At 71.1% G+C, this 16,157-nt stretch carries 13 protein-coding genes; 8 read left to right on the top strand and 5 right to left on the bottom strand.

Annotation, left to right across the window (positions count from 1 at the left end; translation table 11 throughout):
* Positions 1-49: 49 nt before the first annotated feature.
* Both J5226_RS02355 and J5226_RS02350 read left to right on the top strand, forming a co-directional pair.
* Positions 50-328 carry a YcgL domain-containing protein gene (locus J5226_RS02355; protein ID WP_215838264.1) on the top strand — a complete coding sequence of 93 codons (279 nt, stop codon included), beginning with the start codon at positions 50-52 and terminating at the stop codon, positions 326-328.
* Positions 321-3,698, top strand: a complete 3,378-nt coding sequence (locus J5226_RS02350; protein WP_215838263.1) for an ankyrin repeat domain-containing protein — start codon at positions 321-323, stop codon at positions 3,696-3,698. The genes J5226_RS02355 and J5226_RS02350 overlap by 8 nt, the downstream gene beginning before the upstream one ends.
* Positions 3,699-4,301: 603 nt before the next feature.
* Here the strand turns inward: J5226_RS02350 and J5226_RS02345 are convergent.
* The gene (locus tag J5226_RS02345; RefSeq protein WP_215838262.1) at positions 4,302-6,143 is read right to left on the bottom strand and encodes a monovalent cation:proton antiporter-2 (CPA2) family protein; all 1,842 of its coding nucleotides are present in this window, start codon (positions 6,141-6,143) and stop codon (positions 4,302-4,304) included.
* Between the two features lie 412 nt (positions 6,144-6,555).
* Between J5226_RS02345 and J5226_RS25290 the strand changes: the two genes are divergently transcribed.
* Together J5226_RS25290 and J5226_RS02340 are read left to right on the top strand one after the other, a co-directional pair.
* On the top strand, positions 6,556-6,681 hold the full coding sequence (locus J5226_RS25290) for a hypothetical protein (RefSeq protein ID WP_255322969.1): 126 nt from the start codon (positions 6,556-6,558) through the stop codon (positions 6,679-6,681).
* Between the two features lie 249 nt (positions 6,682-6,930).
* Positions 6,931-8,736: an XVIPCD domain-containing protein gene (locus tag J5226_RS02340; RefSeq protein ID WP_215838261.1), complete on the top strand. Its 1,806-nt coding sequence runs from the start codon at positions 6,931-6,933 to the stop codon at positions 8,734-8,736.
* A gap of 409 nt (positions 8,737-9,145) precedes the next feature.
* Here J5226_RS02340 and J5226_RS02335 read toward each other — a convergent pair whose 3' ends face one another.
* The 3 genes from J5226_RS02335 to J5226_RS02325 form a co-directional block, all read right to left on the bottom strand.
* On the bottom strand, positions 9,146-10,033 hold the full coding sequence (locus tag J5226_RS02335) for an RNA polymerase sigma-70 factor (protein WP_215838260.1): 888 nt from the start codon (positions 10,031-10,033) through the stop codon (positions 9,146-9,148).
* 98 nt (positions 10,034-10,131) lie between these two features.
* Positions 10,132-10,560 carry a cupin domain-containing protein gene (locus J5226_RS02330; RefSeq protein WP_215838259.1) on the bottom strand — a complete coding sequence of 143 codons (429 nt, stop codon included), beginning with the start codon at positions 10,558-10,560 and terminating at the stop codon, positions 10,132-10,134.
* A 65-nt stretch (positions 10,561-10,625) separates the two neighbouring features.
* The gene (locus J5226_RS02325; RefSeq protein ID WP_215838258.1) at positions 10,626-11,105 is read right to left on the bottom strand and encodes a carboxymuconolactone decarboxylase family protein; all 480 of its coding nucleotides are present in this window, start codon (positions 11,103-11,105) and stop codon (positions 10,626-10,628) included.
* A 163-nt stretch (positions 11,106-11,268) separates the two neighbouring features.
* Here J5226_RS02325 and J5226_RS02320 point away from each other — a divergent pair, with 163 nt between their 5' ends.
* From J5226_RS02320 to J5226_RS02305, 4 genes are all read left to right on the top strand, one after another.
* Positions 11,269-11,538, top strand: coding sequence for a sigma factor-like helix-turn-helix DNA-binding protein (locus J5226_RS02320; RefSeq protein ID WP_215838257.1), 270 nt, complete (start codon positions 11,269-11,271; stop codon positions 11,536-11,538).
* On the top strand, positions 11,535-12,551 hold the full coding sequence (locus J5226_RS02315; RefSeq protein WP_215838256.1) for a LysR family transcriptional regulator: 1,017 nt from the start codon (positions 11,535-11,537) through the stop codon (positions 12,549-12,551). The genes J5226_RS02320 and J5226_RS02315 overlap by 4 nt, the downstream gene beginning before the upstream one ends.
* 122 nt (positions 12,552-12,673) lie before the next feature.
* Positions 12,674-13,444 (top strand): SDR family oxidoreductase, encoded by a 771-nt coding sequence (locus J5226_RS02310; RefSeq protein ID WP_215838255.1) that lies wholly within the window; start codon positions 12,674-12,676, stop codon positions 13,442-13,444.
* Between the two features lie 67 nt (positions 13,445-13,511).
* Positions 13,512-14,006, top strand: a complete 495-nt coding sequence (locus J5226_RS02305) for an Ohr family peroxiredoxin (RefSeq protein ID WP_215838254.1) — start codon at positions 13,512-13,514, stop codon at positions 14,004-14,006.
* Positions 14,007-14,238: 232 nt separating this feature from the next.
* On the opposite strand, the gene rho is transcribed toward J5226_RS02305, so the two are convergent.
* Positions 14,239-16,041 (bottom strand): transcription termination factor Rho, encoded by a 1,803-nt coding sequence (gene rho, locus J5226_RS02300; protein WP_215838253.1) that lies wholly within the window; start codon positions 16,039-16,041, stop codon positions 14,239-14,241.
* Positions 16,042-16,157: the final 116 nt, after the last annotated feature.

Below are 16,157 nucleotides of genomic sequence, written 5' to 3'. Positions count from 1 at the left end.
ATCTGCAGATGCACAAAAAACAGTCTCCCCCGGCTGTATCGCCCGCCCCATGCAAGCCTACGTTTACAAAAGTCTCCGCAAGGCAGATACCTACGTATTCCTGAGCGCGCGCGACGACTTCGCGCGCCTGCCCGATCCCGTTCGCCAGCAGCTGGGTTCGCTGCATTTCGTGCTCGAAGTCGAGCTGAGCCCGGAGCGCAAGCTGGCCCGCGCCGACGCGGCGACGGTGCGCGAGAACCTCAGCGCGCGCGGCTTCCACATCCAGTTCCCGCCGGTGCCCGGCGCGGAGATCGCGAACGCCGCGGAGGCCGCGCAGCCCGATGCCTGACGCTCCCACCTCGCGCGCCCTGTCCAAGGGCTTCGCCATCGCCCTGGCCGCCGGCCTGGCGCTGGCCCTGGCGACCGGCTTCGGCGGTACGCCGGCGGGGGCGGTCCTGGCGCTGCTCGGCGGCGCGCTGGCGCAGCCGGCCTTCGCCCTGGCCGCGCGGCTGTGGCGCCGGCGCGACGAAACGCCCGACTGGAAACCCGAACTGCTGAGCCTGTCGGCGCTGTGGGGCGGCGCCACCGCCGCGACCGCGGCGCTGGCGGCGTGGCCGCTGAGTTCGCTGCTGCAATCGGGCTCGCTGCTGGCGGCGCTGGGATTGAGCGTGGTCGCCGGCCTGTTGCTGCTCGGCCTGTGGCGGCTGTGGCCGTTGTGGACCGGCACCGAACGCGACGGCGATCCGCTGCCGCCGCAGTGGGCGCGGCTGGCCGATCTGGACCTGGGCGCGTGGCGCGGCCTGGGCGTGGCCGGCATCGTCGCCGGGCTGGTCGCGATCGCGCTGGTGCTGGCATGGCCGGGCCTGCTCAGCGGCGGCGCGCGCTGGACCCTCGCGGTCGCCTTCGCCCTGGCGTCGCCGGCGCTGCATCTGCTGCTGCAGTCGATCCGCGCGGCCGATCCGCTGCCGGGCCTGGAATTCGACCCCGAGCTCGACACGATCCACGGCACCGACGAACTGCTCGAAGGCGACGCCAACGAACTCAGCGACGCCGAACTGACCCAGGCGCTGTACCTCGCCGCGCGCGGCGGCAAGGTCGAGCGCGCGCTGGAACTCATCGAACTCGGCGCCGACGTCAACGCCGCGCCGCCGGCCGAGGACGAGCGCGACCGCCGCAGCCTGTCGGTGCTGGCCGCGGTGCTGCCCGACCTGCGCCTGCTGCGCGGCCTGATCGCCCGCGGCGCCGACCTCAACCTCGCCCACGCCGGCATGACCCCGCTGCTGGCCGCCACCCGCGACAGCTGGCACGGCCGCCCCGACGCGGTCATGACCCTGCTCGCCAACGGCGCCGACCCGCGTTTGGCCGACCACGAAGGCAACACCCCGCTGCACCACGCCGCGCGCAGTTCCGACCCGGGCGTGGCCGCGCTGCTGCGCGACGCCCAGGCCGAACTGGAAACGCTGAATCACGATGGCCTCAGCCCGCTCGGCGTGGCCTGCGCCAGCGGCAACTGGCGGCTGGCCAAGTTCCTGCTCGAACGCGGCGCCAAGACCGAACACGCCGGCGGCTCGCCGGCGCTGCTGGCCGCGGCCGGCGGCGACGAGGACGATCCGGCCGGCGTGCAGCTGCTGCTCAAGCACAAGGCGCGGATCGACGCGCGCGACGCGCAGCGCCGCAGCGCGCTGCACACCGCCGCCTTCGCCGGGCATCTGGACATCGTCACCACCTTGCTCGCCGCCGGCGCCGACGCCGCGGCGATCGACAGCCAGCAGCGCACGCCGGTGCTGGAAGCCGCGCGCGGCGGCCGTCCGGCGGTGCTGGAACGGCTGCTCGAACACCTGCCGCAGGGCGGCGTCGAACAGGCCAAGGCGCTCGACGCCGACGGCGCCAGCGCGCTGATCCTGGCCTGTCAGGCCGAAACCGCTTCGCCGCCGCTGGTGCTGCGCCTGATCGAACTGGGCCTGGACGCGGAACTGCGCGACCGCCAGGGCAAGCGCGCGGTCGACCGCGCCGCCGAAGCCGGGCGCTGGTCGCTGGTGGCCGCGCTCGACCGCGCCTATCCGCTGCCGGCCGCGGTCAGCGGCGAGGGCGACGCGGACGCGCCGGAAGGCGAGCGGGTGATCGTCGACCGCATGCCCGCCGCGCTGCTGCGCGACGGCCTGCGCGAAGGCCGCTCGGCCGAACTGACCGGTCTGGCCAAGCTGCTGAGCCCGGCCGAACTGGGCGCGCAGCTGCACGAGGAAGACGGGCAGGCGCCGACCGCCGAGCGCATCGACTGGCTGCTCGGCCAGGGCGCCGACGCCAACGTGCGCAACGCCGCCGGCGACACCGTGCTGTTCGCCCTGCTCGACCGCGCGCCGGAATCGCTGCCGGCGCTGCACGCGCTGCTGCGCCGCGGCGTCTCGCCGGCCGGCCGCGGCGGCCTGGGCCGGTTCCTGGCGACCTGCTCGGCCGGCGAACAGGCCGCGCGCGGGCTGGAGCAGTTCGCGCTGGATCTGATCGAACGCGGCGCCGACGCCTTCGCGCGCACCCCGGCCGGCGATCCGCCGCTGGCGATCGCGGTGCGGCTGGGCTGGGCGCGCCTGCTCGAGCGCCTGCTCGCGTCCGGCGTCGACCTCAACGCCCGCGACAGCCACGGCATGAGCGCGTTGCATCTGGCCGCCGCGCTGGGCCGCGAGAACATGCTCAAGCGGCTGGTCGCCCACGGCGCCGCGCCGGACTTGCTGGCCGCCGACGGCCAAACCCCGCTCGGCGTGGCGCTGGCCTCGGGCCGGCGCGACCTCGCCGATTGGCTGGACTGGCGCGGCTGGCCACTGCCCAAGCGCCCGCTGCGCGCCGGCGACGTGCCGGCCGCGGCCATCGTCGGCGACGCCGACGCGGTGCGCCGCTTGCTCGATCTCGGTCTGGCGGTCGATGCGCTCGACAGCCAGGGCTGCACCGCGCTGCTGCGCGCCGCCGGTGGCGGCCATCGCGCCGTGGTCGATCTGCTGCTGGCGCGCGGCGCCGAACCGGGCCGCGCCGCCAATTCCGGCGCGACCCCGCTGTCGGCCGCGGTGAGCATGCGCCACGGCGAAATCGTCGACCGTCTGGTCGCCGCCGGCGCGTCGCTGGAACAGCGTCTGCCGGGCGATCTCACCGTGCTGATGGTGGCCTGCGCGCTCGGCCTGACCGACTTGGCCGCGCGCCTGCTCGCGGCCGGCGCCGACGTTCACGCGCGCGACGCGCAAGGCCGCATGGCCCTGCACTGCGCGGCGATGTACGGCTTCACCGCGCGCGAGCGCAGCCGCCTGGTGGCCTTGTTCGACACCTTGCTGCTGGCCGGCGTCGACGCCGGCCAATCCGCCGCCGGCGCCACCCCGCTGCTGTTGCTGCTGGGCGCGCGCGCCGAACCGGGCACCGCCGCCGACGAGGACGTATTGATCGCCGGTCTGGAACTGCTGCTCGACCACGAAGCCTCGCTCGACGTGCAAGACCCGCGCGGCTTCGGCCCGCTGCATCTGGCCTCGCTGCACGGCCTGCTGCGCGTGGTCCAGCGCCTGCTGCGCCACGGCGCCAACCCCGACCTGCGCGACGCGCTCAACCGCACCCCGCGCGAGATCGCGGTGATGCGCGGCTTCGTCGACATCGCCGCGGAGTTCGCGCCGGCGACGCCGGCGGGCAGCGGCAACAACGGCGGCGTGTCGATGGCGCGGTTCCTGCGCGGCGGGCCGGGAAGCTAAGTCGAGGCGGTGGGTCGTTGAGCGAGCGCGGCGCCGCGCTTGCGACGCGGGCTTGAAGCCCCGCAGTCGCGGCTCACGCCGCTCCTACACCCGGAATCGAAGCTGCGGCCGCTCACTGTAGGAGCGGCGCAAGCCGCGACCGCGACACCGCGCTTGCGACGCAAGCTTGAACCCCGCGGTCGCGACTCGCGTCGCTCCTACAGTCGGAATCGAATCTGCGGCCTGTCCCTGTAGGAGCGGCGTAAGCCGCGACCGCGATACCGCGCTTACGACGCGAGCTTGGAACCCCGCGGTCGCGACTCGCGTCGCTCCTACAGTCGGAATCGAAGCTACGGTCGCCCCCTGTAGGAGCGGCGCAAGCCGCGACCGCGACACCACGCTTGCGACGTGAGCTCGAAACCCCGCGGTCGCGACTCGCGTCGCTCCTACAGTCGGAATCGAATCTGCGGCCGCTCCCTGTAGGAGCGGCGCAAGCCGCGACCGCGACACCGCGCTTACGACGCGAGCTTGAAGCCCCGCGGTCGCGGCTCACGCCGCTCCTACAGCGGGAATCGAAGCTGCGACTGCGCTTGCGAACGCAAGCGCGTTACCCGCCAACCCACCTCAATGTCGCGTGGTGTTGTCGCCCGCCACCGTCGTGGACTGCTTGTCCACCATCCCCGCCAGCATGCCTTCGCCGCGGTCGGCCTCGAACAGCTCTTCCAGTTCCTTGCGCGCGTCGCGCGCGCTCTGCAGCAGCGCGTCTTCGTCGTCGTGCACGAGGTACTGCGCGTTGAGCATGCGTTCGTCGAGTTCGCGGAAGCGCTCGACGTGGTCGCGCGCGGTCGCCGGGTCGGCGCCGAGTTCCACCAGCACCTCCTCGCCGAGCTTGAGGCTGGAGTGGAAGGTCTCGCGCATCGGTTCGGCGCCCAGGTCCATCAAATCCCAGGAATGGCGACGGTCGCGCGCGCGGGCGAACACTTTCGCCTTGGGATACAAGCGCCGGATCGTGCGCACGGTGCGGATGCAGGCGTCGCGGTCGTCGATGGCGATCACGAACACCTTGACCTGCGCCGCGCCGGCCGAGCGCAGCAGTTCCGGCCGCGCCGGGTCGCCGTAATAGACCATGTTGCCGAAGCGGCGCATGAAATCGACCTGCTCGGCGCTGTTCTCGATCGCGATGAACGGCGTGCGGTGCGCGACCAGCAGGCGCGCGACGATCTGGCCGAAGCGGCCCATGCCGGCCAGCAGCACCTGCGGGTGGTGGTCGTCGGTGATCTCGTCGTAGGGCCGCTTGGGCTTGGGCGCCGGCTTGGAGTCGAGCAAGCGCTGCGCGGCGATCATCAGCAGCGGCGTCAGCGCCATCGACACGCCGACCGCGGCGATCAGGCGGTCGCGGGTCGGATCGTCGAGCAGCTTGGCCTTGAACGCTTCGTTGAACACGACGAAGGCGAACTCGCCGCCGAGCGCCATCACCGTCGACAGCTGGAACGCGCCGCGCTTGTCCAAACCGCCGGCGCTGATGCCGACCGCGAACAGCAGCACGAACTTCACCGACAGCAGGGTCAGCACGATCGCGCCGATGGTCAGCGGTTCGTTCATGACCCGCTGCAGGTCGATGCTCATGCCCACGGCCATGAAGAACAGGCCCAGCAGCAGGCCCTTGAACGGCTCGATCTGCGATTCCAGCTCGTGGCGGAACTCCGAATCGGCCAGCAGCACGCCGGCCAGGAACGCGCCCAGGCCGGCCGACAGGCCGGCGGTCTGCAGGATCCAGGCCGAGCCCAGCACCGTCAGCAGCGCCGCGCCGGTGAACACCTCGGGCATCTGCGTGCGCGCGACGATCCGGAACACCTGCCGCAGCAGCACCCGCCCGCCGAACACCACCGCGGCGATCGCGCCGACCGCTTTGGCCACCGAAATCCAGTTCAGGCCTTCCACCCCGGCGGCCTTGCCCAGCAGCGGAATCGCCGCCAGCAGCGGGATCGCGGCGAGGTCTTGGAACAGCAGGATCGCGAACGCCAGCTTGCCGTAATCGGCGGTCAGGCCTTTGCGCTCGGACAGCAGCTGCAGGCACACCGCGGTCGAGGACAGCGCCAGGCCCAGGCCGACCACGGTCGCCGCCTTCCAGCCCAGCCCGCCGCCGAACATCGCCAGCGCGCCCAGGGCGATGCCGCTGAGGATCACCTGCAAGCCGCCGGCGCCGAACACCGGCTTGCGCATCACCCGCAAGCGCGAGGGCGACAGCTCCAGGCCGATCACGAACAGCATCATCACCACGCCGATTTCCGACGCGCCCAGCACCGGCTCGGCGTCGGCGATCACCTTGATCCCGTACGGCCCCAGCACCACGCCCGCGGCCAGATAGCCCAGCACCGCGCCCAGCCCGAACTTGCGGAACACCGGCACCGCGATGACCGCGGCCAGCAGGAACAACAACGCAAGATCAAGACCGCCACCGTGCATGGGCACCTCTCTTCTGTCCGATCGGGGGATTATGGCGCGCCGCGCCGTGGATGCGGCGCGCCGCCGGACACCACGATCGCAACGCACCGTCGTGGCCCAGGATGACGCCGGATGTTTGCAATGGTTGCCGCGCGGGCGGATTTCAATGCGCCCGCGCGGTCGCGCGCGCCGCCATTCGCTGCGTCGCGGCAAGAGCGCGTGCGGTCGGAAAGCGGCGCGCGCAACGTCCGCGTCTCGGCGCCGAAGCGATTCGCGCCTCGCGATCACGGCATCGAAAAGACGCCTTTATGCGTCGCGATGTGTGCGATGCATGTGCCGGAAAATAGCGGGCGGCCGCCGCTCGCATGGTTCGACGGCAGCGTCGGCGCCGTGCAGGAACGCACGTCCATCCCGGCTTACAAGGAGGTAGTTCATGAAGGCATTCGCCCTGTGTCTGCTCGCGTTGTCGTTGAGCGCATGCGATCCGGCGTTCGATCGTCCGCCGCTGCTGCACGCCGATTCGGCGCCGGCCGCGGCCGCGCCGGCGCCCGCGCGCTGAGGCCGGCCGCGGCGCCGGCGGGCGGGCGCGGCATCCGCCCGCCGGTGCCGCAACCGACGGGCGGTAACGCTGAACAGGCATGCTTCCGGCCAAGCACAGACGCTTTCTGCGCCTTCCCGTACGCCGACGAATTGCTGTCGTTCAGCTTCGGAGGCATCATGCGGGTTCGCCCGCCATCCCGGAGCTCCACATCCCTAGTCGGGCTCGGCGACTCGTGAAGCAAATAGCACCGACATGGAGCCAGTGCCTATGAATGCCGCAGTCGATTCACCCACTCCCGCCGGCGTCGCCCCGGCCGGGGATCCCGCGCTGCTCCCCCGCTGGTACGCCGGCCAAGGGGCAGCGCTGACCCAACCCACCGCGTACACCGCGCTGCTGCCCGCCGACGGGCAGTGGTCGCGCGAACTGGTAATGCGCGCCTTCGTCGCCGACGCCTTGCAGCGCAACGGCCTGGTGGTGGACGAGGACACCCTCGACGCCACCGTCGCCGCCGCGTCCGCGCCCGGCGGCGCCTTCGCCGACACCGCGCCGGCCTGGAAGCTGCAACCCGGCGAAAGCCGCGAAGGCCGGGCGGCGCCGCCGTTCCAAGGCTATTCGCTGCAGGTGCCGGCCGCCGCGCAGGCGGCGCTGACCGCCTACGCCAAGAACTGGGCCGATCAGCACGACCCGCACGCGCCCGGCAGCGAGGAGATTCCGCTCGCCAAACTCAAGGGCCTCGCCGCCACCGCCGGCAAGCCCGACATCCTCGAGACCCTGGACGCGTTGGACGCGGCGATCAAGGCCGGTTCCGCCGCCCAGCAAGCCGGCAAGCCGCTCGACGCGGTCGCGCTGAGCGCGGTGCTCGAATTCGCCACCCGCAGCGGCCACGAGCGCGAAGCGGCCAAGCTGTTGGAGCGCTACACCGCGGTCAAGGGCATCACCAGCGGCGCGCGCGAACTCAGCCACAACGCCGGCCGCGTGTTCAACGGCCGCGACCCGGTCACCGGCAAGGCGCTGACCGCCGACGACCGGGTCAATTCCGCGTTCGACCTGCTCAGCGGCGGCTTCAAGCTCGCCGGCAACCTCGGCAGCACCGCCTTGCTGATGGGCGCGGGCAATTCCGGCCTGGTCGCCGGTTTGATCGGCGTGGCGCCCATCGGCGTGGCCGTGGTCGCCTTCGCCGCGGGCGCGTACCAACTCATCAAGCACGTGCGCGAAGCTATCCTCAAGCCGCAGTGGGACGAGTTCCGCGAGCGCTTCCCGTTCGCCGAGGGCTTGGAACCCAAGCAGGCCATCAGCGGAGTGATGCGGCAAGTCGCCGGCATGCCCACCGACGCCGGCAACGCGCTGTCCACCGCCACCCGCATCGTCGACGGCTTCGGCGGCAACAGCGAAACCCGCGACCGCTTCCTCGCCTTCCTCAAGCAGAAGGTGCAGCCCGAGTCGCTGGTCGACGCGCTGGCCAGCGGCCAGGGCCTGGACAAGCTGACCCAGCAGCAAGCGATGCAACTGGCGCAGGCGACCAAGGGCTCGACCAAGGAGTTCCTCGACCTGGAGCTCAACGACGTCAAGCGCTACATCAAGGACCGCGACGGCGAGCGCGAACGCGGCACCTATCTGCTGATGGCCTCGCAGCAGGAAGCCGCCAACCGCAACACCAACAAGGTCGGCGGCGCGGTCGAGGAAGGCCTGCGCGTGGCCGGCATCCTCACCAGCGGCGCCAACGCGCTCAACGGCCAGTACCTGGAATTGCTCGGCAAGCTCAAGGGCGTGGATCTGCCGAACAAGCTCGGCGAGCAGCAGCAGAAGAACCTCGCCGCGGCGCTGGTGCCGGCCGCGCGCGAAGCCGGGCTGAGCCAGGTCGATCACCTGATCCCGAGCAAGGACGGCACGCGCGTGTTCGCGGTGCAGGGCGATCCGAACTCGCCGGACCGGCGCATGGTCGCGCTCGACGTGAGCAAGGGCTCGCACCAGAGCATCGAAACCAGCAGCAAGCTCGCCGCGCATCACGCCGCCAACGCCGGCGGTGGGCAGGATCCGCAGCAGACGCAAGCGCCGGGCGGCCGCGGGTTTTAAGCGCGGCCGGCGACGCCGGGGCTCGTCGGGCTCCGGCGTCGCGCGGATTTCGTCGTTGCTTCGAGCGGGGTGTCGCTGCGGGTCGAGGCGGAGAAGTTGGTTGCGTGCGCGCACTCCGGTTCGAGTTCGGGCTGTTTTACGTCGGGCGGTATCGCGGCGGATTCGGTCGCGCCTTGCAACGCTATCGAGCGGGCCCGCCGGCCCGATGCTTTTCGCTCCGGCCGCGCGCTTTGCGGCCGGGTCCGATCGAAGAGCATCGGGCCGGCGGGCCCGTCGTCGTTTGTAGCGGCGTGCGATGCCGTAGGACACAGCGACGTGGGACTCAACGGCTTGGACAGCTGCGTCTTGGGCGACAGCGCGGAAAAGACGACAGCCCGGAAACAACACGGCGATTCGCCGCGCACCCGCATCAATGCAACCCCGCCGCCCCCAGCGCGATCCGCCGCAGCTTGTTCGGATTGCGCTGCACATACACCCGCACGATCCGCTCGCCGTCGCTGTCGTAGGCCTGCGCCGATTCCAACTCGCCGTTGAAATAGCGCAGCACGCCCCAGCGGCCGTTGATCCTTGCCAGCTCGATGCGCAGGCCGCGCTGCGGCCGCAAGGTCGAGGCGAACAACAACTGGGCGATGCGCGCGCCGCCGACCATCGGTTCGGGGAAGGTGGCGACGATGCCGCCGCCGTCGCCGATCAGCGTCGCCGAATCGGCCATCAGCGCGGTCATCGCGCGCAGGTCGCCCTGGTTCCAGGCGTCCACGAAGCGCTGCATCACCCGCTGGTGCGCTTGCGCCGGAACGCGGTAGCGCGGCCGCTGTTCGTGCAGTTGGCTCTTGGCCCGGTGCACGATCTGCCGGCACGCGGCTTCGCTCTTGTCCAAGGTGCGGGCGATGTCGGCGTAATCGGCGTCGAACACCTCGCGCAGCAGGAACGCCGCGCGCGCGTCCGGTGCCAGCCGTTCGAGCACGGTGAGGAAGGCGATCGACAGATCGCTGGCGGCTTCCTGCAAATCTTCCGGCGTGGCCGGCGCGTCCTCGGTGAGCACCGGTTCGGGCAGCCACAGGCCGACGTAGCGGGCGCGGTCGGCGCGCGCGCGGCGCAGGCGGTCGATCGAACGGCGCGTGGCGGCGACCACCAGCCAGGCCTCGGCGTCGTCGACTTGGGCGCGGTCGGCCTCGTTCCAGCCCAGCCACACGTCCTGGACCACGTCCTCGGCCTCGGCCAGCGAGCCGAGCATGCGGTAGGCCACGCCGAGCAAACGCGGGCGCAGGCGGGTAAAGGTGTCGAGAGCTCCGTCCATAACAACGAAGTCGGATCGGGAAGCCCGATTGTGACGCAAGCGGACGCGCGCCGACCGTGGCGCGCGTCCGTGGACCGCGAGCGGCCGGCGCGCCGCGCTCAAGGCACCGGCAGCAACGCCGGCTTGTCCGCGTCCTTGAGCAGCACCACCACGAACTTGGCCGGCTTGTCGCGGCTGGCGTTGCGGCCGACGGTGTGGATGTCGTTCGGGCCTTCGTAGAAACTCTCGCCGGCCTTGAGCGTGACCTCCTTGCCGCCGGCCACACCCATCACGATCGCGCCTTCGATCACGTAGACGAAGGCGTGCGCATCGTGGCGATGGACCGGATCGGCGCCGCCGGGCGGGTATTCGACCGAGAGCATCAGCGCTTCCTTGCCGGGATAGTCGGGCAAGGCCCGGGTCATGATTTCTTTCACGACCGGGGCAGGGGCGTCGTGGCCGCGCGCGGGCGCGGCGCCGTGGGCGAGGGCGGCGAGCGGGCTCAGCGCGGCGAGCGCGAGTACGGCGATGGACGAGCGGACGGACATGGAAGCGGCTCCTGCGAGGGCGTAGCGGGGAAACGCCGGACGCGCGCGGCGTCCGGCGCGCGCGTTCAAGCCAGTTGCGCTTTGTCCAGGCCGAAGGCCTTGTCGTGGCTGCCCGGCACGGCGCGGAAGGCGACGTTGATGCGGTTCCAGGCGTTGATCGTCATCACCGCGTAGGTGAGATCGACGATTTCCTGTTCCGACAACTGCGTGCGCACGCGGTCGTAGATCTCGTCCGGCACGCCTTGCGGCGGCAGTTGGGTCAGCGCTTCGGTCCAGGCCAGCGCGGCGCGCTCGCGCGGAGCGAACAGGGTCGACTCGCGCCACGAGGCCAGATGGTGCAAGCGCAGCGGACGTTCGCCGTGGATGGTCGCTTCCTTGACGTGCATGTCCAGGCAGAACGCGCAGCCGTTGAGCTGCGAGGCGCGGATGTTGATCAGGTCCACGATCGACGGCTCGATCGTCGTCTGCTTCGCCGACAGGCTGAAATCGACGAACTTCTTGAACAGTTCGGGGGCTTGCTTCAGGTAATCCAGACGCTGAGTCATGACGCGGGCTCCGGTGGGGACGAGGGGGGCGGTTCGGCGGCCAATCTAGGCAGCCGCGCGCCGCGCCGGTAGGCCGCCGCGCGGACGCGCGGTGTTGAGCGCGACGCACCAATCCGGCGAAGCGGGCATGTCACAAGCGCGGGTCCTGCTTCGACCTAGAGATATGAACGCGTCCCGCCCCGCCCCAAGCCGCCCGATTCCGCCCGCCAACGCCGAGCGCGTGTGGTGCGAATTCCTCGTCGCGCTGGATGCGCTGCCGCCCGCCGCGCGCGCCGCGTTTCTGCTGTACGCGGTGTTCGAGGCGGGGTACGACGACATCGCCGCGCTGATCGGCGAACCCGCGCCGGCCTGCCGCGAGCACGTCGCGCGGGCGCGCGCGCAGACGCTGGCGCGCGTGGCCGCGCTGTATGCGCGCGAGGGCGCGGCGCCATGAGCGCTCTCGCGCAAGCCGAGCGCCACGAGCCGCTGCCGTCGGCGGACGCGCTGTCGTCGGGGTTCTCGGCCAGCTACGCGGGCGTGGTCGCCTTCATCGCCGTCGCCACCGAGGGCAGCTTCGCCCGCGCCGCCGACCGCCTCGGCATCGGCCGCTCGGCGGTGAGCCGCAGCGTGCAGAAGCTCGAAGGGCAGGTCGGCGCGCGTTTGTTCTCGCGCACCACGCGGTCGACTTCGCTGACGCCGGAGGGCGAGTTGTTCTTCGACAACTGCCGGCCCGGGGTCGAGCGTATCCTGCAAGCGCTGGAGGACATGCGCGATCTGCGCGACGGCCCGCCGCGCGGGCAATTGCGCATCGGCGCGGCGCCCGGTTTCGGCCGCAAGGTGCTGGCGCCGCTGCTGCGCGAGTTCCGCCTGCGCCATCCCGGCATCGCCATCGAACTGAGTTTGGACGAACGCGCGCCCGATCTGGCCGTGGATCGGCTCGATCTGGCCTTCCGCGACGGCCGCCTCGACGACAGTCAGGTGATCGCCAAGCAACTGATTCCGATGCAATGGCTGGTGTGCGCATCGTCGCAGTACGCGCGACGCCACGGCCTGCCGGCGACGGTCGCCGAACTCGACGCGCGTGCTTGCTTGAACCGCCGTTTGCCCAACGGCCGCCTGCGCGCATGGGAGTTCAAGGTCGACGGCCGCGCGCATTCGCCGACGCCGCCGGCCGAGCTGGTGTTCAACGACGACGAACTGCTGCTGCAGGCGGCGCTGGACGGGCAAGGTTTGGCGCAACTGCCGGCGTATCTGGCCTGCGACGCGCTGCGCGCCGGCACGCTGGTGCGCTGCCTCGGCGGCTACGCGCCCGACGACGGCGGCCATTACTTGTGCTACCTCAGCCGCCATCAGCTGCCCAAGCGCGTGCGCGCGTTCATCGATTTCGTCACCGCGCGGGTGCGCGCGCTCGATCTGGACTGCGCGCTCGACCCGGGCTGCGCCTGCGCCGCGCCGCCCGCGCCGTGAGCCGCGCGCCGATTGGTGCGCGCAAGGCAACACCGCGCGGCCGCGCGCGTGGCTAGCGGCGCCGCCCGCCGCTTCCTAGCATCGTCGGCGATTCTTCATCCACGAACGCGCGGAGGTGCGATATGAAATTCCTCGTCATCGGCGGTACCGGCCTGATCGGCAGCAAGGTGGTGGCGCAGCTGCGCGCGAACGGGCACGAGGCCGTGCCCGCCGCGCCGTCGACCGGCGTCGACATCCTCACCGGCGCCGGACTCGATGCGGCGATGGCCGGCGCCGACGTCGTGATCGACTTGTCCAACTCGCCGTCGTTCGAGGACGAGGCGGTGCTGAACTTCTTCCGCGCCGCCGGGCGCACCCTCCTCGATGCCGAAGCGCGCGCCGGAGTGAAGCATCATCTGGCGCTGTCGGTGGTCGGCACGCAGAAGCTAAGCGAGAGCGGCTATTTCCGCGCCAAGATCGCGCAGGAGCGACTGATCCGCGACTCCGGGCAGGCGTACACCATCGTCCACTCGACCCAGTTCTTCGAGTTCCTGCCCGGCATCGTGCAAGCCGGCGCCGACGGCGGGACCGTGCGCCTGCCGCAAGCCTTGATCCAACCCATCGCCGCCGAAGACGTGGCCGAGGCGGTCGCGCGCTACGCCCAGGCCGCGCCCGCCAACGGCATCGTCGAGATCGCCGGCCCCGAGCGCGAGCCGATGGCGAGCCTGGCGCAGCGCTTCATGAGCATCGTGCAGGACCCACGCGAAGCGGTCGCCGACGCCGACGCGCGTTACTTCGGCGCGCGTTTGCAGCGCGGCACCTTGGTGCCGGACGGCGAGGCGTGGCTGGGCGCGATGAACTTCGAACGCTGGCTGGAACAGTCCGAGTACGCGCGCTACGCGACGCGGGTCTGAGCCGCGCGCCGTCGCTTCCGCCGCGCGCGGAGGCGGCGGCGCCTTCTTCATCAGCCGGATCGCGGTCATGTCTCCGCTGCAGCCTCCACCGACCCATCTGTTGGACAAATACCGCGGCGAGGACGCCGTCGCGCTCTACACCGGCCGCGTCAGTGTGCGCGGCGGCGAAGCGGGGCACGGCCGCGCGTCCGGCGTGGTGCGTTCCGACGACGGCGCGCTCGCGGTGGAACTGCGCTTGCCGTCCGAACTCGGCGGGCCCGGCGGCGGCAGCAATCCCGAGCAATTGTTGGCCGCCGGTTACGCCGCCTGCTTCCATGGCGCGTTGGTGTTGTTGGCGCAGCGCGCGGGCATGGCGTTGAGCGAGGTTCGCGTGGACGCCGCGGTGACGTTCGCGCGCGATCCGATCGACGGCTTGTTCCTGCTCTCGGCCGAGATCCGCGTGCGCCTCCCCGGCCTGGATCGCGCGCTGGCGGCGGAACTGGTGCGCAACACCGAGCGCGTTTGTCCGTACGCGAAGATGTTTCGGCAGGGCATCGAGCATGTGGTGACGGTCGAGCCGTAAGCGTCCTTCGCCGACGCCGGTTCGCAGCGCTATCCGGGCGCTCCCTGTAGGAGCGGCGCGAGCCGCGACCGCGACACCTCGCTTGCGACGCAAGATTGAAACCCCGCGGTCGCGACTCGCGTCGCTCCTACAGCCGCAAACGAAGCCGCGCCGCGTTCCGGCGAGAGCGATCCCGAAAACGAAAAAGCCCCCGCATCGCGGGGGCTTCTTCGTCCGACCGAACCGATCCGACTCAGCGCTTCATCGAACTGAAGAACTCGTCGTTCGACTTGGTCGTCTTCATCTTGTCCAGCAGGAACTCCATCGCGCCGATCTCGTCCATGCCGTGCAGCAGCTTGCGCAGGATCCAGATCTTCTGCAGCAGTTCCGGCTCGATCAGCAGGTCCTCGCGGCGGGTGCCGGAGCGGTTGATGTTGATGGCCGGGTAGACGCGCTTCTCGGCGATGCGGCGGTCCAGGTGCACTTCGGAGTTGCCGGTGCCCTTGAACTCTTCGTAGATCACCTCGTCCATCTTGCTGCCGGTGTCGATCAGCGCGGTGGCGATGATCGTCAGCGAGCCGCCTTCTTCGACGTTGCGCGCGGCGCCGAAGAAGCGCTTGGGACGGTGCAGAGCGTTGGCGTCGACGCCGCCGGTGAGCACCTTGCCCGAGGACGGCACCACGTTGTTGTAGGCGCGGGCCAGGCGGGTGATCGAGTCGAGCAGGATCACCACGTCCTTCTTGTGTTCGACCAGGCGCTTGGCGCGCTCGATCACCATTTCGGCGACCTGCACGTGGCGCGCGGCGGGTTCGTCGAACGTGGAGGAGACCACTTCGCCGCGCACGGTGCGCTGCATTTCGGTCACTTCTTCCGGACGCTCGTCCACCAGCAGCACGATCAGGTGCACGTCCGGGTGGTTGGTGGTGATGGCGGTGGCGACCTGCTGCATCATCATCGTCTTACCGGCCTTCGGCGGCGAGACGATCAGCGCGCGCTGACCCTTGCCCTGTGGGGCCATCAGATCGAGGATGCGGCCGGTGATGTCCTCGGTGGACCCGTCGCCGCGTTCCAGGCGGAAGCGCTTGCGCGGGAACAGCGGGGTCAGGTTCTCGAACAGGACCTTGTTCTTCGACGCTTCCAGCGGCTCGCCGTTGATGCTGTCGACGACCGACAGGGCGAAGTAGCGCTCGCCGTCCTTGGGGAAGCGGATGCGGCCGGAGAGGTGGTCGCCGGTGCGCAGGTTGAAGCGGCGGATCTGGCTCGGCGAGATGTAGGTGTCGTCCGGGCCGGCGAGGTAGCTGGCCTCGGCCGCGCGCAGGAAGCCGAACCCGTCGGGCAGGATTTCCAGCACGCCGTCGGCGGCGACGCCTTCGCCGTGGCGGGTCAGCACCTTGAGCAGCGCGAAGATCACGTCCTGCTTGCGCGCGCGGGCCACGCCGTCGGTGATCTGCAGCTGTTCGGCGATTTCCAGCAGCTTCGGCGCGGGCATGCGCTTGAGGTCGCCCAGCGAGTACTGCGGGAAGCCCTCGGGCACCTGCGGGTGCGGGCGCGGGACGAAGTTCTCGCCGTTGCCGTTGTCGCCGAAGTCTTCGCCGCCGTTGCCGCCGCGCTGTTGCTGGCGGTTGTTGCGGTCGCGCTCGCGGCGGTTGCGGAAGCGGTCGCGGCGGTTGTTGTTGCCGCCGCGGTTGTCGTAACCGCCGTCGCGCTGCTGGCCGCCCTGGTTCTGCTGGCCTTGCTGCTGCGGGTTGTTGGACGAGCCGCCGCCTTCGTTGGCGTGGCCGTTGTGGTTGCCGTTGTTCTGCGGCGCGGCGGTCTCGGCGGCGCCGGAGGCGGCCGGAGCGGACTCGCCGGCGGCGGCCGGGGCGGACGCGGCGGCCTTGGCCGGGCGCGGCGCGGGCGCGGCTGCCGGAGCGGGGTCGCTCGCGGGCATCGGCGCGGGAATCAGGGGGCTGGCATCGGCGACCACGGCCGGAGCGGCCTCGGCGGCTTTGCTGGCGCGCGGCTTGCGCACGCGCTTCTCGGCGGTGTCGCCAGCGTCGGGGGTCTTATCGGACAAGCGGAGGTTCCTCGCTAAGCGGCGAGCGCTCGCATCGGGCGAGCGGGACGTCAGGGACGTGGGTTGATGGAAGAGTGAGTAGCTAGACGGGGTGCGGCGCGGGGACGCGGAGTCCG

Source organism: Lysobacter sp. K5869 (assembly GCF_018847975.1).
Taxonomy (GTDB): Bacteria; Pseudomonadota; Gammaproteobacteria; order Xanthomonadales; family Xanthomonadaceae; genus Lysobacter.
Note: the sequence above shows the minus strand (reverse complement) of the source record. Positions and strands in the feature narration are given on the sequence as shown.